The sequence below is a fragment of the Streptomyces sp. WI03-4A genome, assembly GCF_033792105.1.
GTDB lineage: Bacteria > Actinomycetota > Actinomycetes > Streptomycetales > Streptomycetaceae > Streptomyces > Streptomyces collinus_A.
In genome coordinates this window covers 66742-89717 of the sequence record NZ_JARAUO010000023.1, presented here as the reverse complement: position 1 = coordinate 89717, position 22976 = coordinate 66742, and the positions used below count along the sequence as shown (strand labels likewise).

Annotated in this window: 20 protein-coding genes; 6 read left to right on the top strand and 14 right to left on the bottom strand. The window is 72.6% G+C overall.

The genetic code is table 11. The annotated features are described in order from the left end of the window. Window positions 1-44: 44 nt before the first annotated feature. Complete coding sequence (locus PV343_RS23030) at window positions 45-650, bottom strand: O-methyltransferase (protein ID WP_319148846.1); 606 nt, start codon at window positions 648-650, stop codon at window positions 45-47. Between the two features lie 19 nt (window positions 651-669). Next, window positions 670-1737, bottom strand: coding sequence for a MerR family transcriptional regulator (locus PV343_RS23025; RefSeq protein ID WP_319148873.1), 1068 nt, complete (start codon window positions 1735-1737; stop codon window positions 670-672). Between the two features lie 137 nt (window positions 1738-1874). Here PV343_RS23025 and PV343_RS23020 point away from each other — a divergent pair, with 137 nt between their 5' ends. Then, window positions 1875-2750 carry an ATP-grasp domain-containing protein gene (locus tag PV343_RS23020; protein ID WP_319148845.1) on the top strand — a complete coding sequence of 292 codons (876 nt, stop codon included), beginning with the start codon at window positions 1875-1877 and terminating at the stop codon, window positions 2748-2750. Window positions 2751-2799: 49 nt separating this feature from the next. Here the strand turns inward: PV343_RS23020 and PV343_RS23015 are convergent, their stop codons facing one another. Then, on the bottom strand, window positions 2800-3711 hold the full coding sequence (locus PV343_RS23015; RefSeq protein WP_319148844.1) for a LysR family transcriptional regulator: 912 nt from the start codon (window positions 3709-3711) through the stop codon (window positions 2800-2802). 104 nt (window positions 3712-3815) lie between these two features. Between PV343_RS23015 and PV343_RS23010 the strand changes: the two genes are divergently transcribed. Beyond that, a complete protein-coding gene (locus tag PV343_RS23010; protein WP_319148843.1) occupies window positions 3816-4646 on the top strand; it encodes an oxidoreductase in 831 nt (276 codons plus the stop codon). Between the two features lie 6 nt (window positions 4647-4652). Here PV343_RS23010 and PV343_RS23005 read toward each other — a convergent pair whose 3' ends face one another. Then, entirely contained in the window at window positions 4653-5210 is a 558-nt protein-coding gene (locus PV343_RS23005) for a hypothetical protein (RefSeq protein WP_319148842.1), read from the bottom strand. 131 nt (window positions 5211-5341) lie between these two features. Here PV343_RS23005 and PV343_RS23000 point away from each other — a divergent pair, with 131 nt between their 5' ends. Both PV343_RS23000 and PV343_RS22995 read left to right on the top strand, forming a co-directional pair. Then, window positions 5342-6115 carry an IclR family transcriptional regulator gene (locus PV343_RS23000; protein ID WP_319148841.1) on the top strand — a complete coding sequence of 258 codons (774 nt, stop codon included), beginning with the start codon at window positions 5342-5344 and terminating at the stop codon, window positions 6113-6115. Continuing rightward, complete coding sequence (locus PV343_RS22995; protein WP_319148840.1) at window positions 6112-6957, top strand: SMP-30/gluconolactonase/LRE family protein; 846 nt, start codon at window positions 6112-6114, stop codon at window positions 6955-6957. Before PV343_RS23000 ends, PV343_RS22995 begins: the two co-directional genes overlap by 4 nt. A gap of 108 nt (window positions 6958-7065) precedes the next feature. On the opposite strand, the gene PV343_RS22990 is transcribed toward PV343_RS22995, so the two are convergent. The 4 genes from PV343_RS22990 to PV343_RS22975 all read right to left on the bottom strand — a co-directional run bounded on the left by PV343_RS22990 (window position 7066) and on the right by PV343_RS22975 (window position 13382). After that, entirely contained in the window at window positions 7066-8460 is a 1395-nt protein-coding gene (locus PV343_RS22990) for an FAD-dependent oxidoreductase (protein WP_319148839.1), read from the bottom strand. Next, a complete protein-coding gene (locus PV343_RS22985) occupies window positions 8453-9682 on the bottom strand; it encodes an MAB_1171c family putative transporter (protein WP_319148838.1) in 1230 nt (409 codons plus the stop codon). The genes PV343_RS22990 and PV343_RS22985 overlap by 8 nt, the downstream gene beginning before the upstream one ends. After that, window positions 9679-10284: a toxin-antitoxin system, toxin component family protein gene (locus PV343_RS22980; protein ID WP_319148837.1), complete on the bottom strand. Its 606-nt coding sequence runs from the start codon at window positions 10282-10284 to the stop codon at window positions 9679-9681. Before PV343_RS22980 ends, PV343_RS22985 begins: the two co-directional genes overlap by 4 nt. Window positions 10285-10409: 125 nt before the next feature. Continuing rightward, complete coding sequence (locus PV343_RS22975; RefSeq protein ID WP_319148836.1) at window positions 10410-13382, bottom strand: glycoside hydrolase family 35 protein; 2973 nt, start codon at window positions 13380-13382, stop codon at window positions 10410-10412. A gap of 75 nt (window positions 13383-13457) precedes the next feature. Between PV343_RS22975 and PV343_RS22970 the strand changes: the two genes are divergently transcribed. Further along, entirely contained in the window at window positions 13458-13916 is a 459-nt protein-coding gene (locus tag PV343_RS22970; protein ID WP_319148835.1) for an RrF2 family transcriptional regulator, read from the top strand. A 178-nt stretch (window positions 13917-14094) separates the two neighbouring features. Further along, window positions 14095-14745 (top strand): DUF4360 domain-containing protein, encoded by a 651-nt coding sequence (locus PV343_RS22965; RefSeq protein ID WP_319148834.1) that lies wholly within the window; start codon window positions 14095-14097, stop codon window positions 14743-14745. Between the two features lie 125 nt (window positions 14746-14870). Here PV343_RS22965 and PV343_RS22960 read toward each other — a convergent pair whose 3' ends face one another. From PV343_RS22960 to PV343_RS22935, 6 genes are all read right to left on the bottom strand, one after another. Continuing rightward, the gene (locus PV343_RS22960) at window positions 14871-16643 is read right to left on the bottom strand and encodes a histidinol-phosphate transaminase (RefSeq protein ID WP_319148833.1); all 1773 of its coding nucleotides are present in this window, start codon (window positions 16641-16643) and stop codon (window positions 14871-14873) included. 102 nt (window positions 16644-16745) lie between these two features. Further along, window positions 16746-17900, bottom strand: a complete 1155-nt coding sequence (locus tag PV343_RS22955; RefSeq protein ID WP_319148832.1) for an aldose epimerase family protein — start codon at window positions 17898-17900, stop codon at window positions 16746-16748. Between the two features lie 58 nt (window positions 17901-17958). Next, on the bottom strand, window positions 17959-19203 hold the full coding sequence (gene mmsB / locus PV343_RS22950) for a multiple monosaccharide ABC transporter permease (protein WP_319148831.1): 1245 nt from the start codon (window positions 19201-19203) through the stop codon (window positions 17959-17961). After that, window positions 19200-20750, bottom strand: a complete 1551-nt coding sequence (gene mmsA, locus PV343_RS22945; protein ID WP_319148830.1) for a multiple monosaccharide ABC transporter ATP-binding protein — start codon at window positions 20748-20750, stop codon at window positions 19200-19202. The genes mmsB and mmsA overlap by 4 nt, the downstream gene beginning before the upstream one ends. A 35-nt stretch (window positions 20751-20785) precedes the next feature. After that, window positions 20786-21895 (bottom strand): multiple monosaccharide ABC transporter substrate-binding protein, encoded by a 1110-nt coding sequence (gene chvE, locus PV343_RS22940; RefSeq protein WP_319148829.1) that lies wholly within the window; start codon window positions 21893-21895, stop codon window positions 20786-20788. 77 nt (window positions 21896-21972) lie between these two features. After that, entirely contained in the window at window positions 21973-22938 is a 966-nt protein-coding gene (locus PV343_RS22935; protein ID WP_319148828.1) for a hypothetical protein, read from the bottom strand. Between the last annotated feature and the right edge of the window lie 38 nt (window positions 22939-22976).

The window sequence follows — 22976 nt, the reverse complement described above, 5'->3', positions numbered from 1 at the left end:
ACTCCTTGGGGCTCGGTGACGGGCTCGGGGACGTCGACACCTTCCTACACCAGCCGCCGCGTTCCGACGACCGTGCTCAGGTCGGCCGCGAGCCGCAATTCGGCCGCCCTGAGCGCCGGATGGCCGAGCCAGTGCAGCCGGGCCCGGTCGATCTCGCCCCCGTGCAACGGCGGCCAGCCGGTCGCCGGGGTGAAGTCGTCGACGACGACCGTCCCGCCGGGGGCGAGCAGCCGCTCGACGTCGGCGGGCGCGTCCCCGGCCGTCTTGCCCTGCCCGCCGCCGTCGAGCACGAGCAGGTCGAACGGCCCGTGCTCCTCGATCAGCCGCCAGTCGCCGCCCAGCACGGTGACCTCGGGGCGGCCGGCGAAGACCGCCGCCGCCGACCGCGCCCGCCCCGGGTCCCGCTCCACGCTGTACAGCCGCACCCCGGGCGCCGCGCCCGAGGCCAGCCAGGCCAGCCCGACCCCCAGACCGGTGCCGGTCTCCCCGATCCGGGCCCGGGCGCCGCCCGCCAAGGCGTGCAGCAGGCGGCCCTGTTCGGGGCGGCAGGAGTACGGGAAGCCGTCGGCACGGGCGGCGGCCAGGGCCGCCGCCACCAGCGGTGGCAGCCCGTCCATGGCGGTGTACGCGTCCGTTCCGGTCAGTGCCATGGCCCCGATCCTGCCCGGATCAGACCGCGGCCTCCACCAGGTCGGCGACGACGCAGCTCACGTTGTCCGGGCCGCCGGCGGCGTTCGCCGCCTCGATCAGGGCGTGCGCGGTGGTGTCCGGGGCCGCGGAGCCGACCAGCAGCGCCAGGATCCGCTCGTCCGGGACGACCGCTGACAGGCCGTCGGAGCACAGCAGGTAGCGGTCGCCCGGCCGGGCCTCGTGCAGCCGCAGGTCCGGCACCGGCGGGGTGTCCGTGCCCAGCGCCTTCAGCAGCAGCGCCCGCTGCGGATGGCTGGCGGCCTCCTCGGGGGTCAGCCGGCCCTCGTCGATCAGGGACTGGACCACGCTGTGGTCGTGGGTGATCCGGAACAGCCCGCCGTCCCGCAGCAGGTAGACCCGGGAGTCCCCGATGTGGACGAGGGCCAGCTTCGACCCGGTCCACAGCAGCGCGGTCAGCGTGGTCCCCGCCTCCTCGCCGTCCGCCGCGAGGTCCAGGACGGCCTCGCTCGCCCCCCGCACGGCGTCCTCCAGCACGTTCAGCACGCTGCCCGCGGCGAGTTCCTCCCCCTCGTCCAGGAACTTCAGCGCCTCCACGGCCGCGCTGCTCGCGGGCGCCCCCGCCGCGCCGTAGCCGTCGGCCACGGCGAGCAGCCTGCGGCCCGCGTACACGGTGTCCTGGTTGGCGGTGCGGACGTGCCCTCGGTCGGAGCGGGCGGCATAGCGCAGTTCCAGCACGGTGGTGGGATCCCTTCTCGAATCGGCCGTCAGCTGGTCGACGAGGAACGCGGCGAGATCCCGGCGCACGGCCGTCTCCGCCTCCACCCGCGCCCAGTACGCCCGGACCTCCCGGGCGGCGTCCGCCCGGTCCAGGGCGCACACCGCGCGGATCTCGGCCAGCGGCATGCCGAGCCGCCGCAGCCAGGCCACGAGCCTGGCCCGCTCCAGCTGCTCCACGGCGTAGTACCGGTAGCCGCTGAAGGGGTCCACCCGTGCGGGCCGCAGCAGATCCAGCTCGTCGTACAGCCGCAGCGCCTTCGGCGACAGCCGGCTCGCCTTGGCGAAGGCGCCGATCGTCAGCAACTCCATGAGCACCTCGCGCTCCTCGTCGTCCGCCACCGATGCTGGGGCTTCCCCGAAGGTGAAGGTCAAACGCGCTGTCGCGGTTCCCCGGCCGGTTGTTAGCCTCGCCGGTGATCGAACCGCCGTACGAAAGGGAGTCCGACGTGCCCCGCATAGCCCTCGCCACCTACGACCCCGGCGCCGAGCCCAGCAAGGACAGGGACCTCCCGGTGCTGGTGGAGGCGCTGCGGGCGGCCGGGGCAGAGGCCGAGGCACGGCCCTGGGACGACCCCGCGGCGGACTGGGGCGGCTACGACCTCGTCCTCATCCGCTCGACCTGGGACTACAGCTGGCGGGCCGAGGAGTTCGGCGCGTGGGTCGACCGTGTGGGCAAGGTCACCCGTATCGCCAACCCGGCCGGGGTCGTGCGCTGGAACACCGACAAGCGCTACCTCGGCGACCTCGCGGCGGACGGTGTGCCCACCGTCCCCACGGCCTACCTCGCTCCCGGCGATCCGGCCGACCTGCCCACCGGCCACGAGTACGTGATCAAGCCGACCTCCGGCGCGGGCGCCCGGTTCGCCGCCCGCTACACACCCGCCGAGCACGACACGGCCGTACGGCAGCTCGCCCGGATGCACGCGGAGGGCTTCACCGCGATGGTGCAGCCGTACCTGCGGAGCATCGACGTCAGCGGCGAACGGGCGCTGCAGTTCTTCGGCGGCCGCCTGCTGCACGCGAGCCGCAAGGGCGCCGTCCTCGCGCCCGGCACCCCCTACGACGCCGACAAGGTCGCCCACCCCGACCTCCGGCGCTGGCAGCCCACCGACGCCGAACTCACGGTGGCCCAGCGGGCGCTGGCCGCCGTGCCCGACGCGTCGGGACTGCTGTACGCGCGGGTGGACCTGGTCGACGGCGACGACGGGCAGCCCCGGGTGATGGAGCTGGAACTGGTCGAGCCGAACCTCTTCCTGTTCCTGCACCCGGAGTCCCTGCCGCGGGTCACGGAGGCGATCATCGCGGCGGCCGCACCGGAGTAGGCACCCGCCCGGGACCGGGGTCCCGCCCCGGGCGGCGGCCCGGTGGGAACTACGGCGTCCCGCCCGCCACCGTCGCCCGGCAGGCGTCCGCGTAGGCACGGACCAGGGGGCGGGTCTCGTCCTCGCGGCGCCAGGCCAGGGCGTAGCGGCTGGGGCCGATGCCGCGGACCGGGCGGGTGGTGACACCGCTCAGGGTGATCAGCGGGGCGTTGCCCTCGGCGACCAGGCAGACGCCGAGGCCTGCGACGAGGGCCTCGTACGTCTCCTCCACCCCGGCGATCTCCGCTCCGATGCGCGGTGGCCGGCCAGCCCGGGCGTCCAGGGCGAGCCAGTGGTCGCGCAGCGGGCCCGCGCTCCTCGGCAGGGCGAGGAACGGCTCGTCCGCCAGCTCCGCGAACGCGACCTCGGCGCGGGTGGCGAGCGGGTGCGTGTCCGGAAGGGCGACCAGGCGGGGTTCCTCGACGAGCACCGTCCAGGCGTAGCGCTCCTCGTCGGGCAGCGGCAGCCACACGAAGGCGACGTCGGCGCTGCCGGCCGCGAGCCCGGCCGTGGGGTCCTCCCAACTCACCTGGCGCAGCCGGGGAGTGGCCCCGGGATGGGCGGTGGTGAAGCGGGAGCGGATGGCCGGCAGCAGCCCGCCCCGGCCAGGACTGGTGCTCATGCCCACCGTGAGCGTGCTGCGCTGCGCCGCCTTGGCGGCCTCCACCGCGGCCGCGGCCCCCTCCCACGCGGCCAGCATCCGGCGGGCGTGCGGCAGCAACGCCTCGCCCGCGACCGTCAGCGCCACCCCGTGCCGGTCGCGCCGGAAGAGCTGGGCCCCCAGGAGGCGCTCCAGTGCCCGGACCTGCTTGCTGAGCGCGGGCTGGGACACGTACAGCCGCTCGGCCGCGCGCGTGAAGTGCAGCTCCTCGGCGACCGCGACGAAGTAGCGCAGGTCCCGGCCGTGGACGTCCGTCGTCATAGCCGTTGGTTATCACCAGGGGTCTTGGACGGGCAACGCCATCGGGCAGCAGGCTGGTTCGCGCCGAGGACGCGGACGGACGCGTACGGGGAACGGGAGTTGCCGTGGACAGGGTATGGCTGGTGACCGGTGCGAGCAGCGGTTTCGGGCGGGCGATCACCGAGGCGGCGGTGGCCGCCGGTGACGTGGTGATCGGCGCGGCCCGGCGCCCGGAGGCGCTGGCGGAGCTGGTGGCCGCGCATCCCGACCAGGTGGAGCCGCTGGGACTCGACGTCACCGACACGGCCGCGATCGAGGGGGCCGTACGGGACGTGGTGGCGCGGCACGGCCGGATCGACGTACTGGTCAACAACGCGGGCCGCACCCATGTCGGCGCGCTGGAGGAGACCACGGAGGAGGAGCTGCGGGACCTGTTCGACGTGCACGTCTTCGGCCCGGCGGCCCTGGTGCGGGCGGTGCTGCCGCACATGCGGGAGCGGCGCTCCGGCGCGATCGTGCAGATGAGCAGCATGGGCGGCCAGCTGTCCTTCGCGGGCTTCGGGGCCTACAGCGCCACGAAGTTCGCGCTGGAGGGCATGTCCGAGGCGCTCGCGGACGAGGCGCGGGAGTTCGGCGTCAAGGTGCTCGTCGTGGAGCCGGGCGCGTTCCGGACCTCCCTCTTCGAGACGGGCCGGGCCGGGGTCAGCGCGGACAGCGGGGTGTACGCCAAGGTCGGCGAGACCCGCGGGTTCGTGTCCGGCGGCGACGGCACCCAGCCCGGTGACCCCGCCAAGGCGGCGGCCGTCATCCTGGCCGCGCTGGAGGCGGAACGGACCCCGCTGCGGCTGCCGCTCGGCGACGACGCGGTGAGCGCGGTCCTGGCCCATCTCGACCAGGTCCGCGAGGACGTCACCGCGTGGGAGAAGCGGGCCCGGGCGACGGGCTTCGACGCCTGAGCGGGTTCAGGCGCGGACGGCGGTCCGCTGGAGCAGCCCCCAGGTGAACTCGGCGACCACCTCGTGCCGTACGCCGTCCCGGCCGGGAGCGGTGAAGGCGAGCCCCCAGCGGGTGGGGGCGGTGCCCTCCAGCGGCCGCGCCGGGGCGAAGGCGCGGGCGGCCTCGTCCACCGTGCAGGACCACGGGGTCAGGTCGTCCAGGGTGCGCAGCGTCGGGGCCGGCGCGCCCGGCGCCCGCACCAGCCACTCGTTCCACACCGCGCCGTCGGGGGAGACCAGCACCTCGAAGCGCAGCTCGGGCCAGAGCGGCAGGGCCCACCGGCGGGCCTCGCAGTCGACGTCCCCGAGGCGGCGCGCGACGACGTCCTCGGGCGGGCCGAGCACCGAGCGGTAGCGGGCGGCCGCGGACCGGGACCTGGGCGAGCGGACCATCGCCTGCCAGCGCTTGTTCGTCTCCCGCATGTCCGCGATCGACGCGCCGAGGCGGCGCCGGGCGTCCTCGACCAGGTCCGGATTGTGGTCGGCCATGCGGCGCAGCAGCACCAGCTGGAAATCGAGTCCCATGGCACCCATGGTGCCCGGCTGCCTCCGGACCATTGCCCGCGCAACCCGCGATGACTAGCCTGTGTTCGCCATGCCGATCGTCTGTTGAAATTTCGAACACAGGCGCTTAGACCCAAGGGAGGGGGCCGGACGTGGGACGCCTCGTGCCTGCCGTGACCCGGGCTCTCGACATACTGGAGCTGTTCCTCGACGGTGACGGGACGCTCTCCGCCCCGGACATCGTGCGCAGGCTGCAACTGCCGCGCACCACCGTGCACGAACTGGTCACCACGCTCGCCGCACGCTCGTACATCGTGCCCGTGCCGGGACAGCCCGGACGGTACCGGCTCGGCGTACGGCCGTACCAGCTCGGCAGCCGCTACGCCGAGCAGCTCGACCTCGCCGCCGAGGGGCAGCAGGTGGCCCGCTCGGTGGCGGAGACCTGCGACGAGACGGTCCACGTGGCCATCCTCGAAGGCACCGACGTCATCTACATCGCCAAGGTCGACTCCACGCACGCGGTGCGCATGGTCTCGGCCGCGGGCCGCCGCCTCCCCGCCCACTGCACCTCCGTCGGCAAGATGCTGCTGGCCTCGCTGCCCGAGCAGGAGCTGGGCGCGCGGATACCGGACGACGCCGAGCTGACGGCGATGACCCCGAACAGCATCACCGATCCGGCCGCGCTGCGCGAGGCCCTGGCGGAGATCAGGCGGCGGGGCATCGCGGTGGAGAGCCGGGAGTCCAACCCGGACGTCTCCTGTGTGGCGGCCCCGGTGCGCGACCGGGCCGGGAGGGTGGTCGCCGCCCTGTCCATCTCGGTCCCCATGATCCGCTGGAGCGAGGAGCGCCGGGCGGAGCTGGAGCAGCTGGCCGCCAAGGGCGCGGCGGAGCTGTCGGAGCGGCTGGGCCACCGGAGCGCGGCATGACGGCCTACGAGGTGGCCGTGCGCGCGCGGGCGGCGCTCGGCGAGGGTCCGACCTGGGACGCGGCGACGGGCCGCCTGCTCTGGCTGGACGTCCTGGGCATGCGCATCCACACCTACGACCCCGCGACGGGCCGCCGTACGGTCCGCACCACCGAGCAGCACATCGGCGCCGCCAAGCCCCGGGCGGGCGGCGGCCTGGTGCTGAACCTGCGGGACGGCGTCGGCCTGCTCGACCCCGACGGCGCCTTCCGGTGGCTGCACCACGAGCCGGTCGCCGGGCGCCGCGCCAACGACGCGGCCGTGGCCCCCGACGGCTCCCTGTGGGCCGGCACCATGCGCTACGACGAGGCGACGGGCGGCGGCACGCTGTCCCGGCTGACCGGCGACGGAGACGTGCGCACGGTCCTGCCCGACGTCACGGTCAGCAACGGCACCGGCTGGAGCCCCGACGGGGGCCTGATGTACTACGCGGACACGCCGACCCGGCGGGTGGACGTCTTCGACGTCGACGGCGACACCGTCCGCGACCGCCGCACGCTGGTGGAGATCGAGGAGGGCGCGGGCTTCCCGGACGGCCTGACCGTCGACGCCGAGGGCTGTGTGTGGGTGGCGCTGTGGGACGGCGGGACGGTGCGCCGCTACACGCCGTCCGGCGAGCTGGACCGCGTGGTCCCGCTGCCCACCCCGCGCACCACGGCATGCGTGTTCGGCGGCCCCGACCTGACCGACCTGTACATCACGACGGCCCACGTGGGCCTGTCCGCCCCCCACCCGCTGTCCGGCTCCGTACTGGTGGTACCAGGCGCAGGCAGAGGCCTACCCCAGCCCCCCTTCAAGGGCTGAACCCACTGCCGCAGGGGCGCGGGGAAACCGCGCGACCAGCCCCCGCCCACCCGCGCCCCGGAACGCACCGCGGCCCCCACACCGCGGCCCGGCGTCAGCCCCGCCCGGCTAAAGAATCCCCGCCGCCTTCATCTCCTCCACGGTCAACGGCGGAGCCCCGAGCGGGGGCAGCAACGGCCCCACCACGGCCGCCAGCAGCACGCTCGGCGCCAGCAGCGCCTCCGCCCCCCGCTCCAGGGCCGTCACATCGGTGACCCGGCGCGCGATGCGGCCGTTGCCCGTGGCGGTGCGCAGCAGCCGGCCGACGTAGGCGGACAGGAGCCGGTCCCGCAGCGTGGGGCCGTTCTCCGTGGCGCCCGGGTAGAACACGTCCGCCCCGATCGCGAGGTCCCAGGCCGCCCGGACCGTACGGCCCACCGCCCGCTGCACGTGCCGGGACAGACCGGGGGAGCCCAGCCCGTGCCGGCCGGTCACGTCCCGCAGGGCCAGGGCCGACCGGGCGGAGACCGCCATCCCGTGGCCGTACACCGGGTTCAGCGCGCACACCGCGTCACCGAGGACCGTGAAGTTCTCCGGCCAGGCCGGCATCCGCTCGTAGTAGTGGCGGCGGTTCGCGGTGGTGCGGGTCACCGACACCCCCGTGAGCGGCTCCGCCTCCGCCAGCAGCCGGCCGATCAGCGGGTGCCGCAGCCGCTCGGCCGCGTACCGGGTGAACTCCGCCTCCGTGGAGGGCACTTCGTCGTTCCGGCCGCCGAACAGCGTGACCATCCACTTGCCGTCCTCCACCGGCATCAGCACGCCCCCGCGCCCGGTCCCCGCGCCCCGCGGGTCGGGCTCGATGTTGACGACCGGGAACCCGTCCCGGGCCTGCTCCGGCGCCCGGAACAGCCGGCTGGCGTACACCAGGCCCGAGTCGACCTCGCGTCGCTCCGGTGCGGGCAGGCCGAGTTCCGCCAGCCAGTGCGGGGCCCGGGAGCCGCGGCCGGTGGCGTCCACAACCAGGTCGGCGCCCAGCGTCCGCACCACGCCCTCGTGGGTGCGCACCTGGGCCCCGGTCACCGCCGCCGCCGTGCCGGCCAGTCCCACCGCCTCGGCCCGCTCGACCAGTTCGATCTCCCCGTCGGCCAGCACCAGCCGCCGTACCACCGAGTCCAGCAGGTCGCGGCTGGCCGGCAGCATGAACGCCGACTCGGCCCACCGCCGGTACCAGCCGTACGGGGACAGCGCCACCATCTCGGTGGTCATCGCCACCCGGTTCACCCCGGCCGCCCGCAGCCGCCCGATCGCCCCGGGCAGCAACTGCTCCAGCGCCCGCGCGCCGCCGGACCAGAGCTGGTGCACGTGCCGGGCCTGCGGCAGTCCCTTGCGCGGCTCGGGCCCGGCGGGCAGCGCGTCCCGCTCGACGAGCGTCACCCGGGCGCCCGTCGAGGCCAGGGCACGGGCCGCGAGCAGACCGGCGAGGGAGCCGCCGAGCACGACGGCGGCGGGCTTGCGTTCACTCATGGACGGCAACGCTCTCTGCTGGGACGGCCGCGAGCGCGCGGACCGCCTCGATCTCGTCGGGACTGCGCAGGGCCCGGGACACGGCCCCGATCTCCTGGAGCAGGTTCGTGGTGTCCGGCCCGGCGGTGGCCGCGGACGGCTCGGGGCCGCGGCTCTTCGCCTCGACGGCGTCGAGGATGCTCACCGCCGACGCCAGCGCCCGGGCCCGCTCCGGCGGGTGCCCGAGGCCGAGCGCCGCCTCGTACGAGCGCCGGCCGAGACCGGTGTCGATGTGCCGGGCCAGCGGCAGCAGCACGTCCCGGATGAAGGTCTCGCGCCGGGTGAGCCGCAGCTCGGGCGTGGCCCGCAGCACGAACGGCACGCCCTCCCCGCCGGCCGTCCGCATCAGCAGGTACAGCGGCCGCAGTTCGCGGTGGGCGAGCCGGACCCGCCAGCGGTCGTGCAGGTACTGGCCGGCGTGCGGAAGGATGAAGCCGACCGCGATCAGGATGGCCGACAGGGCGGCGACGGGCGGGGCGAGGTCGGTGCTCAGCCAGTCCAGGTTCCGCCCGGTCCAGCGCGTGACGACCGCGGTCAGCTTGGACGCGTCGAAGATCAGGTTCAGCACGTAGCCGGCGCCCAGCAGCTTCAGCCCCCAGCGCAGCCAGGCGTCCAGTCCCTCGGTGCGCACCCAGTTCCAGATCAGCCGCGAGGTGATCAGGCAGGCGACGGCGTGCGCGACGAGGTAGAGCAGGATCTCCTCGCGCATGAAGGGAGTGGTGGCGTAGTACGTGTCCAGGTCCCGCAGCCGCTCGGCCGGCGCGTCGGCGAGCAGGAACAGCACCCACAGCGCGACCACCACCCCGGAGTACACGGAGATCACCCACCGCATGGCGCGGCGGGTGGCGGCCGAGCGGTCGGACAGCCCGTTGCGCCAGGTGATGATCAGCAGCAGGCAGGACCCGCAGAACGCGGTGAGCAGCGAATAGCACCAGGGTGCCGAGATGTTGGGCACGCCGGTGAGCCGGTTGACGGCGGCGATCGTGGACGGGGTGCAGAACACGAACACCCCGCAGGCGAGCATCAGCAGCCCGCCGACCGCGCGCAGCAGCGGGTCCCGCCACAGCCGGACGATGGTGGGCAGCTTGATCAGCAGGGCCGTGGTGAGCACGGCGGTGGGGATCCAGAAGGAGATGTAGAACTCGCCGAGGAGGTCGGGCGGGTCGAGTGCCAGCAGGGTCACCGCGCGGCTCCCCCGCGGCCGCGATAGCCGAGCGAACGCTGGACGGGGTCGAGGGGGGAACCGGGCCTGGTGCCGTCGAGGTAGGGCCGGAACACGGTGGCGAGCCGGTGGCCGAAGTCGTCGGCCTCGGCCTCGTCGGCCTCCCGGGAGCCGTTGCGGGCGGCCACCGTCAGGGCCATGTCCCGCCAGCGGGGTTCGCCGGCGAGCGCGCGGGCGGCCGCGGCGCCGGCCAGGTGGTGGTGCCGGTGCCCGGCGTGCAGGTGCCACAACTCGTGTCCGAGGATGACCAGTTGCTGTACCGACTCGGCCCGCTCCTCCACGATGACCAGGTCGAAGTCCTGGAACTCCACCCACAGTCCGGTGACTTCGATCTCGTCCGGGAAGCGCTCGAAGCGCAGCTCCACCGGCCGTCCGGCGCGCCGGACGCTCATCTCCTCGCACAGGGCCCGGCACAGGTCCCGCAATCCGTGCGGTGGTTGCGGGCGCGCGCGGACGGCGGCGGCGAGGTCGGCCGCGAGGGTGCGCATCGCCGAGCCGGGATGGGAGCGGCGCAGTCGTGCGGTGAGCCGTGCCGCCCGCTCTCGCGCACCCGCGACGCTCATCGATCCCCCTTCTCACCGCCGGTGTGCGGCCCGTCCGAGCGTACGCGCCTGGATGTGTCCGCGTCATGCGATCCGGCGACCGTCGTTCAAGGGCGGACCACCGGGCGGACCACCCGTGAAGCGCCTCAGCGGCCGGGCGAGGGCACCGGTGGCACCGGGATCCCGCCGGCCGCCCGGCCCAGCAGGGTCAGCCCCACCTTGCCCGGCCCGGACTGCGAGGTGAACTCCGACAGGACCGCCAGCGCGAGCGTGTTCTCGCCCCGGGTGCGCAGGATGCCGTTCGGCAGGACGAAGGTGTGCTGCGGGCCCACGTTGTTGATGTACTGGCCCATGTTCCAGCCGTTGAGGAAGATCTGCGCCCGGTAGGCCCGGTACGGGTCGTCCTCCAGGGTCAGCCCGATCGAGGCGTCGATGTCGGCCGGCACGGAGAGCCGGAACGTCGTGCGGTACCAGGTCACGCCCTGGCGCCGCTCGGCCCGCGGGAACGTCACCGCCTCCCAGTCCCGGTCCGGGAAGCCCGGCAGGTGCCAGCCCTCCCGCTCGCCGAACAGACCGCCGTTGTTCAGCGGGCCGCGCACCGGGTCCGGCGCCGCCTCGCCCTGGATCCGCCAGGCCACCTCCGGCGAGGCGCCCGTGAAGCGGGCGGCGGTCAGTCCGCGCGCCACCTTGTGGGTGTCCTGCGACTTGCCGTCCTGGTCGTGCTGCATGCGCCGGACCAGGACCGACAGCACGTGCCTGCCGGGCGAGCGCAGCCGCTCGGCCACCGGGAAGACGGCCGTCGCGTCCCAGCTCCCCTTGCGGATCGTGGTGGTCGCGTCGGGCACGGGCAGCCGGTGGGTGCCCAGCGGCTCCCCGTCCAGCCAGGCCATCAGCAGGCCCTGGGTGCCGGCCGTGTAGGAGAGCGAGACCTCCTCGACGCCCGGGGAGCCGGTGAACGTGCCGCGGTACCAGACGTCCCCGTAGTGGAAGCCGTAGTCGTCGGCGAACAGCACCGGCTGGTCCTTCGGGACCGGGGTGACGCTGTACGACGTCGTCCGGTCGGCCCGGCGCCAGGCGGAGTCGTCGAAGTTCGGGCCGGCCTCCGGGTTCTCCGTCCGCGTCCGCCAGCCGCCCAGCGCGGGCAGCGACACCTCCGGCGCGGCGGGCAGCAGCCCGGTGGTCATCAGGCTCCCGGACAGGGTGACCCGGGTCGGCACCTTCCGCCCGTTCCAGACCAGGCTCGCGATCCCGCGCGGGCCCCACACCTCCAGGCTGGTCTGCCCGGTGACGTCACCCGTCAGGTGGATCTCGGAGCCGCGCACCTCGACGTGGCGCAGCAGCGCCGGGCCGTACACCAGCACGGTGCCCGACGGGGTGTCGTACGGGAAGATCCGCACGGCGGTGGCGTCGTCGGCGAAGAGCAGCAGCAGCGGGGTATCGCTCTCGCCCTTCTCGACCATGACCCGGGTCAGTCCGCCCTGGCCGAGGGGCGCGTTGACGTGCAGCTCGTTGCTGTCGTACGCCCAGGCGCCCTCGGGGTCGAGCCGGGTGACGAGCGGCTCCTGGGGGCATTCCAGGACCAGTTCCGCCATGTCGTCCCGGCGCCCGGTGAACAGGGCGATGTCCGTCCGGCCCGCCGTCACGCACAGCATGGGCTGCGCGGTGGAGTACTTCAGCGTCCGCCTGCCGAGGAGGCGCAGCCCGGTGGTGAGCATCCGGGCGTCGCGCGGCGGCACGGTGATCCGGAGACGCCCCGCGGCCGTGGGCAGGCCGGTGGTCACCGGCGCGGCGCCGTCGTTGCGGGCCACGTAGACATGGCTGCCGGTGTCCGGGTTGGTCAGGTGGTAGACCTTCAGGCCCTCGGCCTCGACGTCCGCCGCCCGGTCCAGCCGGGCGAAGTCGGGCACGCGCTGGAGCAGGTGGCCGAGCTGGTGCATCGGGGCGATCTTGTCGGTGACGTTCCGCCCCTCGTCGATCGCCGCCCCGTAGTCGTACGAGGTGTAGACGACCGGCGCGGGCAGCCATCCCCAGGAGGTCCCGCCGAACGTCATGTACACGTTGTGCAGGGTGATGCCGTTGGCCAGGTTGGTGAGGTAGAAGCGGCGCTCGTAGGCCGCGTCCCGGGTGCGCCGGGACTCGGCGTACCCCTTGCCGTCGAACCAGGCCCCGCCCCACGGGTCGAACCAGCCGCCGCCGAACTCGGGCACGAAGCCGGGCGTGCGCGGCGAGGCGGTGGCCCCGCCGGTCGCCCCGCCGGAACCGTAGTGCCCCCAGTCCGGCGGGTTCTGGGCCGGCGACGGGTATCCGTCGAACCCGTACAGCCAGCCGCCCTTCTCCCCGCCGGTGTCGAAGGACCCCGGCGTCCAGTGGCCGTTGCGGCCCTTGTCGTTGTGGAAGAGGGGGACGTCGATCCCGTCCTCGCGGACCTTCTTGTACAGATGGGACATGTAGTCCCGGCCGGCCGCCTCCGTGACGTGGGCGTCGTACTCGTTCTCGATCTGGTAGAGCAGGACCGTGCCCTTGCCCTGCGTGAACAGGTGGCGGCGGGCGATCCGGTTCACCTGGGTCAGCCACTCGTCTACGTGCGCGAGGTAGTCCGGGTCGGCGGTGCGGGCCGTCCCCTTCGCCGCCGTCAGCCAGCCCGGGAAGCCGCCGCCGTCCACCTCGGCGTTGATGTACGGGCCCGGCCGCAGGATGACGTACAGGCCGGTCTCGGTGGCCATGCGCAGGAACAGGTCGAGGTCGCGCACGCCGGTGAAGTCGTAGCGGCCGGGCGCGGGGGAGTGGTAGTTCCAGGCCACGTAGATGCTCACGGCGTTGTAGCCGTGCGCCCGCATCTTCTGCAGCACGTCCCTCCACAGGGCCGGGCTCGGCAGCCGGAAGGGGTGCATCTCACCGGACCACACGACCAGCCGCCGGCCGTCCACCAGCAGCGAGTAGTGGTCGTAACCGACCGTGTGCCGCTCCCCGTCGGCGCCGGGCGGGGCGGGCGCCGGACCCGTCGGCACGCTGCGCGCCGCGTACGCCGAGGGCGCCCCGGGGCCGCCGCTGCCGCCCAGGGCGAAACCGAGCGCGGCAGAGCCGGCCAGGGCACTGAAAGTACGTCTGCTGAGCGCCAAGGTGGATCCTCCCGGGCGATCTTACGGGGGCGCGGTCCGGCCATTCTCCACGCGAACACGCCTCACAATGGACCCATGAGGATCTCGGCGCGGGCGGACTACGCGGTGCGGGCGGTGCTGGAGCTGGCTGTACGGGAGGGTAACGGCCCGGTGAAGGCAGAGGAAATCGCTGCCGTCCAGGACATTCCGCACAAGTTCCTGGAAGGCATCCTCGGCGACCTCCGGCGCGCCGGGATCGTCGACAGCCGGCGCGGCGGGGGTGGCGGCTACCGCCTGGCCCGGCCCGCCGACGCCATCACCGTGGCCGACGTCATCCGCGGGGTGGACGGCCCGATCGTCTCGGTCCGCGGCGAACGCCCCACGGGTCTCACCTACACCGGCACCGCCCGCCCCCTGCTGCCCCTGTGGATCGCCCTGCGCGCCAACGTCCGCCATGTCCTGGAGGGCGTCTCGCTGGCCGATCTGGCGGCGGACGCCCTCCCGGGCCCGGTGCAGGCACTGGCGGCGGAGCCGGGGGCGTGGGAGAACCCGTGAGCCGGTGCGGGCAAGTGAAAACCCCGGTGTGAATGGCCGGAGTTCACCCTGCCGGGCTAGGGCGGGGGTTTCTACGATGCCCATCGCCTCCCCATCCTTCACAGGTTCCACACAGTTTCTTCAAGGTTGAACGGATGGGTCGGAGGTCTCACCCCCCACTCGACAACCGGGAGAAACGATGGCTGGTGGACTCTTCCTGAGCGGCGCCGTAGCCGCTCTGCTCACCACCGCGCTACCCGCTCAGACCTCTTCCCCCGTCTTCGACGACCCGCCGCCGGACAAGATCGTCATCGACGTGGCCACGGTGAACGGCTCGGGCTGCCCCGCGGGCACGGCGGCCGTCGCCGTCTCCCCGGACAACACCGCCTTCACGGTGACCTACAGCAACTACCTCGCCCAGGCGGGCGGCAACTCCGACCCCACCGCCTTCCGCAAGAACTGCCAGCTCAACCTGGTGGTGCACGTCCCGCAGGGGTTCACCTACGCGGTCGCCAGCGCCGACTACCGGGGCTTCCTCTCGCTGCAGCCGGGCGCGACGGCCACCCAGAAGGCCTCGTACTACTTCCAGGGCTCCTCGAACACCGCGGCCAAGACCCACCCCTTCGCCGGCTCCTACAACGACGACTGGCAGGCGACCGACAGCACCGACTGGGCCCAGCTCGTCTGGGCTCCCTGCGGCGTCCTGCGCAACTTCAACATCAACACCGAACTGCGGGTGAACGCGGGCAGCGCGAACCCCGGCAAGGTCAGCTTCATGACGATGGACTCGACCGACGGGGACATCAGCACGGTCTACCACCTGGCGTGGAAGGAGTGCCCGAAGAGCTAGCCGGTCCCTACGCGTGGCCGCGTCACCCGGCCGCCGCCCAGGTCCCGCCGCCCCGGAGCCGTCCGGGGCGGCGGGACCTGTGGGGTACCGGGCGGCCGGAGCGGCCAGGCGCGGCCGCGGGCGGTTCAGCCCGTCTGGCCCATGCCGGCCGCGTTCGGCCAGCTCTGCGCGTTGGGCCAGCCGGTGGCCGGGGCCGGGGAGAGGCCGGTGGCGGGGGCCGGTGCGGGGGGTGCGGTCATCCCGCGGACCTGGGCCGCGGTGAGGCCGCCGCGGGCCGGGACACCGGGCGGGGTCGGACCGGCCACCGCCGCGGGCGCCGGCACGGGCACGGGCGCCGGGGCGGGCACGGGTGCGGGAGCCGCCGGGAGCGGAGCGGGGGCCATCGCAGCCGGGGCCATCGGGACGGGGGCGGGGGCCATCGGGACGGGCGCGGGGGCGGGTGCGGGGGCCGCTGCCGCCGGCGGGAAGGGCGCCGGTACCGGGGCGGCGGGGGCCGGTGCGGGGGCGGCGGGGGCCGGTGCGGGGGCCATCGGCTGCTGCACCGGGAACGCCTGGGCTGCCGCCGGCATCGGCATCCCGCCGCCGGTCGGTGCGGCGGCGGCGGGGAGCGGCATGCCGGTGCCGACGGCCGGGGCGGTGGCGAGCCCCGGGGTGGGGGCGGCCGCGGCGGCCTGGGCGGCCAGCCGCATGCCGGACCCGTTGGTCTCGCTCACCAGCCGGTCCACTGCCGCCGTACCCGAGCTGTAGCTGGTCCCGTTGCCCAGCTCGGGTACGGCGGCTCCCCTCCTGGACCCGTAGAGCACCTGCTCCAGGCCGGACACCAGGCGACGCACGTCGACCTGGGGGCGCACCACGAGTCTCAGGAAGCGGCTGGAGGAACCGATCTTGTTACCGCACTCGCGGACCAGGATCCGGTGCTCGGTGAGCATCCGGTCCCGGACCACCGTGCCCTCGGCGCCGACGGGAAGGCGCACGAAGAGGAAGTTGCCCTGGGAGGGGTAGACGGTGAGGCCGGGCAGCGCGGAGAGCTGGCTCGCCATGTCCAGGCGGTCGCGGCGCACCTGCTGCAGGCTCTGCGCGTACTCCGCGCCGTGCTCGCGCAGCATGAACACGACGTGCTCGGCGAAGGAGTTGAGGTTCCACTTCGGCAGCATCGAGCGGATCTTGCCCGCGAGCGCCGGGTTGGCGACCAGGTACCCGAAACGTATGCCGTGCAGGCCGAAGTTCTTGCCCAGGCTGCGCAGCACCACGACGTTGGGCCGCAGCATCGCCTCCTGGACGACGCTCGGCTCCGCCTCCGCGTCGGCGAACTCCAGGAAGGACTCGTCGACCACCACCAGGTCCAGATCGGCCATCGCGTCCATGAACTGCACCACGGACTGCTTGCGCAGGTAGCCGCCGTCGGGGTTGTTCGGGTTGCAGATCACCGCCACCCGGGTGCCCCGGGCCCGGAGGAACTCGGCGTACTGGGCGAGGTCGAGCGCGAAGCCGTTCGCCTCCTGGAGCGGGAACATGTCGACCCGCTTGCCGGTCTCCATCGGCTGGTCGGTCCAGCGGCCGAAGGTGGGGACGGGGACGGCCAGGGACTCACGGACCAGGAGGTGGTCGATCCAGGTGATCAGCTCCGTCGAGCCGTTGCCCATCGCCACGCACTGCGGGGGGAGCTGGAGCAGGCTGCACAGCTCGGCCGTGATGGTGTCGGCGCTGCTCGGGTAATAGGTGATGATCTCGCGCAACCGGTTCCCCATCTCCTCGAACATGGCCGGGGTGGGGAAGTAGGGGTTGCACGGAATACAGAAGTCGACCGGACCCGTCCCGTCGCTCTCCCGCGCCAGCGCCGCCATCGAAGGGCTGTGCGCGGCGGTGTTGCGGAACAACGAGGTGACGTTGTCAGGCAAGAGGACCTCCGTCGAAGGGTGGCCCGTGCGGGGGAGCACGGGCCACCCATGGATACGGAGGGGACCGCGGTGGCGTTCAACTCACCGGCGGTGTGAGCCGGTTCACGTGCCGAACGTGTGGACCGTGGTCGTCCGGTACGTCTGCCCCGGCCGCAGCACGGTCGACGGGAAGTTCGCGTGGTTCGGCGAGTCCGGGAAGTGCTGCGTCTCCAGACACAGGGCGTCGCCCTGGCGGTAGGTGCGGCCGCCGGTGCCGGTCAGGGTGCCGTCGAGGAAGTTGCCGGAGTAGAACTGCAGGCCCGGCTGGTCGGTGGCGATCCTCAGGGTGCGCCCGGAGCGCGGGTCGCGCAGGGTGGCCACGTGCTCGGGCCCCGCCGTGATGCCCTTGTCCAGCGCCCAGTTGTGGTCGTAGCCCTTGGCCTGCACCTGCTGGACGTGGCCGGCCCGGATGTCCCGGCCGATCGGCTTGGCGCGGCGGAAGTCGAACGGGGTGCCGCCGACCCGGGCCAGTTCGCCGGTGGGGATCAGACCCGCGTCGGTGGGGGTGTAGCGGGAGGCGGCGATCGTGAGTTCGTGGTCCTCGATCGTGCCGCTGCCCTCGCCGGCCAGGTTCCAGTAGACGTGGCTGGTGAGGTTGACGACGGTCGCCCGGTCGGTGGTGGCCTCGTAGCCGATGCGCCAGGCGCCGTGCCGGTCGAGGGTGTACGTCACCTTCGACCGCAGGGTGCCCGGGTAGCCCATCTCCCCGTCGACGCTGGTGTAGTACAGGCGCAGGCCGACGTCGGAGCCCCTGGTGAACGGCTCGACGTCCCACACGTGCTTGTCGAAGCCCTTGGCGCCCCCGTGCAGGCTGTTCTCGCCGTCGTTGACGGAGAGCTGGTAGGCGGTGCCGTCGAGGGTGAACCGGCCCTTGCCGATGCGGTTGCCGTAGCGCCCGATCAGGGCGCCGAAGTACGGGCTCTTCGCCACGTAGTCGTCGAGGTCGGCGAAGCCCGCGACGACGTTGGCGTGGTGCCCGTGCCGGTCGGGGACCTCAAGGCTCTGCACGATGCCGCCGTACGACAGCACCTTGAGCCGGGTGCCGCCGTTCGCCAGCGACCAGCGGTACACCTTGGTGCCGTCGGCGAGCCTGCCGAAGAGGTGCTTCACCGGCTTCCCGCCCGGGACGGCGGCCTGGGCGGTGCCCGAGCCGAGGGTGGTGGCGGCCAGGCCCGCCGCCGCTGCTCCCGCGATGACCGTACGTCTGTTCAGTTCCACTTGCGGCTCCCGTAAAGGAAGGGGCCCCAACCGGCTGTCCGGCGGGGCCCGATCTGACTCACGAACCGGACTTGCGCTTGTTCCACACGTCGAACCCGACCGCCACCAGCAGGGCCAGGCCCTTGATGACCTGTTGCCAGTCGGTGCCGACGCTGAGGAGGTTCATGCCGTTGTTCAGCACGCCGAGGACCAGACCGCCGATGATGGCGCCGAGGACGGTGCCGACACCGCCGCTCATGGACGCGCCGCCGATGAACGACGAGGCGATGGCCTCGAGTTCGAAGTTGACGCCCGCCTTCGGCGAGGCCGCGTTCAGGCGGGCGGCGACCACCAGACCCGCCAGGGCCGCGAGCACGCCCATGTTCAGGAAGACCAGGAAGGTGACCTTCTTGTCCTTCACGCCGGACAGCTTGGCCGCCGGCAGGTTGCCGCCGATCGCGTAGATGTGGCGGCCGAACACCGCGTTGCGCATCACGTAGCCGTAGCCGACGACCAGCGCGCCGAGGATGATCAGCACGATCGGGGCGCCCTTGTAGCTGGCCAGCAGCAGGGTGAGCATGAGGATCGCGGCGACCAGGGCGGTCAGCTTGAGCAGGAACAGCCGGGTGGGCAGGACGTCCAGCGCGAACTCCTGCTGGCGGCGCCGGCCTTGGACCTCCTGCCACACCACGGCCGCGATCAGCACCAGGCCGAGCAGCAGGGTGAGGTTGTGGTAGTTGGTGTGCGGGCCGACCTCGGGCAGGAAGCCGTTGCCGAGCTTCTGCAGCCCGTCGGGGAAGGGGCCGAGGGTCTGCCCCTTGAGCAGGATCTCGGTCAGACCGCGGAAGAGCAGCATCCCGGCCAGGGTGACGATGAACGACGGTATGCCGAGATAGGCGATCAGATAGCCCTGCACCGAGCCGGCCACCGCGCCCACCAGCAGGCACAGCACCAGCGCGACCGGCCAGGACAGCCCGTGCTGCACGGTCAGCACGGCGGCGAACGCGCCGACGAACGCGGTGAGCGAGCCGACCGAGAGGTCGATGTGCCCGGCGATGATCACCAGCATCATGCCGATCGCGAGGATCAGGATGTAGCTGTTCTGCAGCACCAGGTTGGAGGCGTTGCGCGGCAGCAGCAGGTCCCCGTCGGTCCAGATCGCGAACAGCACCACGATCAGGCCGAGCGCGATCAGCATGCCGTACTGGCGCATGTTGCGGCGCAGGCCGTCCAGCATCAGCCGGAGCAGGCCCCCCTCGGCGGCCGGTCCGCTCCTGCCCGGCGGCGCGGGGGCCGGGCTCTTGGCGGTGACATCCGTGCTCATCGGGATACCTCTTTGTCCTTCGTCATATGGCGCATCAGCACTTCCTGCGTGGCCTCGGACCGCGGCACCTCACCGGTCAGCCGCCCGGCGGCCATCGTGTAGATGCGGTCGCACATGCCGAGCAGTTCGGGCAGCTCGGAGGAGATGAAGACGACCGCCTTGCCCTGGGCGGCGAGCTGGTCGATGACCGTGTAGATCTCGTACTTGGCGCCCACGTCGATGCCCCGCGTGGGCTCGTCGAGGATCAGCACCTCCGGACCCGCGAAGATCCACTTGCTGAGGACGACCTTCTGCTGGTTGCCGCCCGACAACTTGCCCACCGGTTCGAAGACGGTCGGCGCCTTGATGTTCATGGAGGTGCGGAAGCCCTCGGCGACCTGCCGCTCCTCGTGCTCGTCGACCACGCCCCGGCGGGCGACCTTGCCCAGTGCGGTCAGCGAGATGTTGCGGTTGATGGTGTCGATGAGGTTGAGGCCGTAGTGCTTGCGGTCCTCGGTCACGTAGGCGATGCCGTGCCGCACCGCCTCCGGGACGGTCTTCGTCCGGATCTCCATGCCGTCCTTCAGGACCGTCCCGGCCGCGTACCGGCCGTAGGTGCGCCCGAAGACGCTCATCGCCAGTTCGGTGCGGCCCGCGCCCATCAGGCCCGCGATGCCCACGATCTCCCCGCGGCGCACGCTCAGGGACACGTCGTCCACGACCTTGCGCTGCTGGTCGATCGGGTGGAAGACGGTCCAGCCCCGGATCTCCAGGGCGGGCGCCGCGCCCTCCTCGGGTTCGTGCGGGGTGCGCTCGGGGAAGCGGTGGTCGAGGTCACGGCCGACCATGCCGGCGATGATCCGCTCCTCCGTCGTCTCCGCGGCCTTCACGTCGAGGGTCTCGATCGACCGGCCGTCACGGATGATCGTCACCGAGTCGGCGACCCGGCGGATCTCGTTGAGCTTGTGGGAGATGATGATCGAGGTGATGCCCTGGTTCTTCAGCTCCAGGATGAGGTCGAGGAGCTTGCCGCTGTCCTCGTCGTTGAGGGCCGCCGTCGGCTCGTCCAGGATCAGCAGCTTCACCGACTTCGACAGCGCCTTGGCGATCTCCACGAGCTGCTGCTTGCCCACGCCGATGTCGGCGACGCGGGTCTCCGGGTGCTCGTCGAGACCGACCCGGCGCAGCAGTTCGGTGCCGTGCCTGAGGGTCTCGTTCCAGTTGATGAGCCCGCGCCTGGCGTGCTCGTTGCCGAGGAAGAGGTTCTCCGCGATGGAGAGGTACGGCACCAGCGCCAGCTCCTGGTGGATGATCACGATGCCGTGCTGCTCGCTGGCCCGGATGTCCTTGAACCCGCAGACCTCCCCCTCGAAGAGGATGTCGCCCTCGTAACTGCCGTACGGGTGGACGCCGGAGAGCACCTTCATCAGGGTGGACTTGCCGGCGCCGTTCTCCCCGCAGATGGCGTGGACCTCGCCCTGCCGGACGGTCAGGGTGACGTCCGACAGCGCCTTGACGCCGGGAAAGGTCTTGACGATCGAGCGCATTTCCAGGACGGGTCCCGCCATGGTCGTGCCTTCCAATCAGTAGGAAACGGGGCGGGTCACTTGAGTTCGGACTCGGTGTAGTAGCCGCCGTCGACCAGCACCTGCCGGTAGTTGCTCTTGTCGACGCTCACCGGCTGCAGCAGGTAGGCGGGGACGACCTTGGAGCCGTTGTTGTAGGTCTTGACGTCGTTGACCTGCGGCTTCTTGCCCTTGAGTGCGTCGTCGACCATGGTGGCGGCGACCTTGGCGAGCTGGCGGGTGTCCTTGTAGACGGTCTGCGTCTGCTCACCGGCGATGATCGACTTCACCGAGGCCAGCTCGGCGTCCTGGCCGGTGACGACCGGCAGCGCCTTGCTGCCGGAGCCGTAGCCGTCCGACTTCAACGCGGACAGGATGCCGATCGAGATGCCGTCGTAGGGGGAGAGCACCGCGTCCACCCGGCCGCTCTTGTAGGCGGAGGTGAGGACGTCCTCCATGCGGTGCTGGGCGGTGGTGCCGTCCCAGCGCAGGGTGGTGACCTTGTTGAGCGCGGTCTGACCGGACTTCACCACGAGCTGCTTCTTGTCGATGTACGGCTGCAGCACGCTCATCGCGCCGCCGAAGAAGTACTTGGTGTTGTTGTCGTCGTTCGAGCCGGCGAACAGCTCGATGTTGAACGGGCCCTTCTTGCCGCTGTCCAGACCGAGCTGATGCACGATGTAGGTGCCCTGGAGCTTGCCGACCTTCTCGTTGTCGAACGAGGCGTAGTAGTCGACGTTCTTGGTGCCGAGGATCAGCCGGTCGTAGGCGATGACCGGGATGTTCGCGTCGGCGGCCTCCTGGAGCACGTTGCCCAGGGACTTGTTGTCGATCGCCGCGACGATCAGTCCCTTCACGCCCTGCGTGATGAGGTTCTCGATCTGCGAGACCTGGGTGTCCGGGTCGTCCTCGCCGTAGACCAGCTTGGTCTTGTAGCCCTTGGACTCCAGGTTCTTGACGACGTTCTTGCCGTCAGCGATCCAGCGCTCGGAGGACTTGGTCGGCATCGCGATGCCGATGGTGGCGCCCTTGGTGTCGCCTCCCTTGTCCTTGCTGCCGCCCGAGCTGTCCTGGCCGCAGGCGGTCAGGGTGAGGGCGAGCGAGGCGGCTCCGGCTATGGCGGCGAGTGCGGCTCTGCGGTTGCGCATGGGTGATCCGTCCTTGGTGGTCTCGTCGTCGAGAGTCAGGGGAGTTGCGGGGCTTGAGGAGGGCTGGGCGGGGAGGGCTAGGCCAGGGGGAAGCGGTGGAGGGAACCGGGCAGCCGGCTGCCGAGCGGCGCCATGTCGCCGCCCGCGCCGTGCCGGGCGAGCAGGTCGAGGGCGAGGCGGCCGCGCCGCACCCGCTCCCGGGCGGTGTCCAGGGTCACGTCCCGCAGGTGGGTGCCCCACGGGTAGATGCCGGGAGCCTTGGACAGACCGAACTTCAGGTAGAGCGGTGCGCCGCGTCTGATCAGCTCGGCGACCTCGTACATCCGCACGTAGCCGCCGAGGTCGTCGGGGGCCTCGATGTACATGTCCATGGGGGCGCCGGACACCCGGCGGATCTCGGTGAGGTGGTCCAGCGTCAGATCGCTGGGCACGTTGACGGAGTCGGCGCCGAGCCGCTCGAAGACGGCGTACGCGGCCGGGTTGACCGGCCCGATCAGCGCCGAGACCTTCAGGGTGGTGTCGGCCGGGATGATCCCCGTCTCCCGCGCCCGGTGCAGGGTCCACAGCACGCCCTCGTCGGCGACCAGCAGGCACTTGACGCCCAGTTCGGTGGCCCGGACGGCGTCCTCGACGCAGCCGGCGACGGCGTCGTGGCCACGGGCGCGCAGCCCGGCCCCTCGCGAGTCGGAGCGCACCGAGCCGCCGATGTCCCACGTGCCGCGCGGGCCGGTGAAGAGGCACAGCTCGATGTCGCGCTCGGCGGTCGCCTCGACCATCTCGGTGATCTCGGCGTCGGTGAGCATCCACACCCCGCTGCCCTGGCTGATCCGGTGGATCGGCACGTCGAGGCGGGAGGACTCCTTGAGCACGACAGCCAGCGCCTCGGGACCCTCGCACGAGGGGATCTCGGTGCGCCAGCGGCCGCCGCCCGGGAAGTTGTGGGCGGAGGCGTCGGCGGGGTCGAGGGCGGGCGCGTCCAGGCCGAGTGCGGCGAGCACTCGCTCGCCGGGCCTGCGGGCTGCCGGGGCGGAAGCGTCGGTCACAAGCTGTCCTTCGTGTTCGGTATTTCGGACAAGGTTCG

What these genes read in the sequence shown, in the direction of transcription:
- PV343_RS23015 (WP_319148844.1), bottom strand. Translation starts at nt 3,711, where the DNA reads ATGACGACGGACGTCCACGGCCGGGACCTGCGCTACTTCGTCGCGGTC.
- PV343_RS22990 (WP_319148839.1), bottom strand. Translation starts at nt 8,460, where the DNA reads ATGAGTGAACGCAAGCCCGCCGCCGTCGTGCTCGGCGGCTCCCTCGCC.
- PV343_RS23005 (WP_319148842.1), bottom strand. Translation starts at nt 5,210, where the DNA reads ATGGGACTCGATTTCCAGCTGGTGCTGCTGCGCCGCATGGCCGACCAC.
- PV343_RS23025 (WP_319148873.1), bottom strand. Translation starts at nt 1,737, where the DNA reads ATGGAGTTGCTGACGATCGGCGCCTTCGCCAAGGCGAGCCGGCTGTCG.
- PV343_RS22995 (WP_319148840.1), top strand. Translation starts at nt 6,112, where the DNA reads ATGACGGCCTACGAGGTGGCCGTGCGCGCGCGGGCGGCGCTCGGCGAG.
- PV343_RS22980 (WP_319148837.1), bottom strand. Translation starts at nt 10,284, where the DNA reads ATGAGCGTCGCGGGTGCGCGAGAGCGGGCGGCACGGCTCACCGCACGA.
- PV343_RS23030 (WP_319148846.1), bottom strand. Translation starts at nt 650, where the DNA reads ATGGCACTGACCGGAACGGACGCGTACACCGCCATGGACGGGCTGCCA.
- mmsA (WP_319148830.1), bottom strand. Translation starts at nt 20,750, where the DNA reads ATGGCGGGACCCGTCCTGGAAATGCGCTCGATCGTCAAGACCTTTCCC.
- PV343_RS22965 (WP_319148834.1), top strand. Translation starts at nt 14,095, where the DNA reads ATGGCTGGTGGACTCTTCCTGAGCGGCGCCGTAGCCGCTCTGCTCACC.
- mmsB (WP_319148831.1), bottom strand. Translation starts at nt 19,203, where the DNA reads ATGAGCACGGATGTCACCGCCAAGAGCCCGGCCCCCGCGCCGCCGGGC.
- chvE (WP_319148829.1), bottom strand. Translation starts at nt 21,895, where the DNA reads ATGCGCAACCGCAGAGCCGCACTCGCCGCCATAGCCGGAGCCGCCTCG.
- PV343_RS22970 (WP_319148835.1), top strand. Translation starts at nt 13,458, where the DNA reads ATGAGGATCTCGGCGCGGGCGGACTACGCGGTGCGGGCGGTGCTGGAG.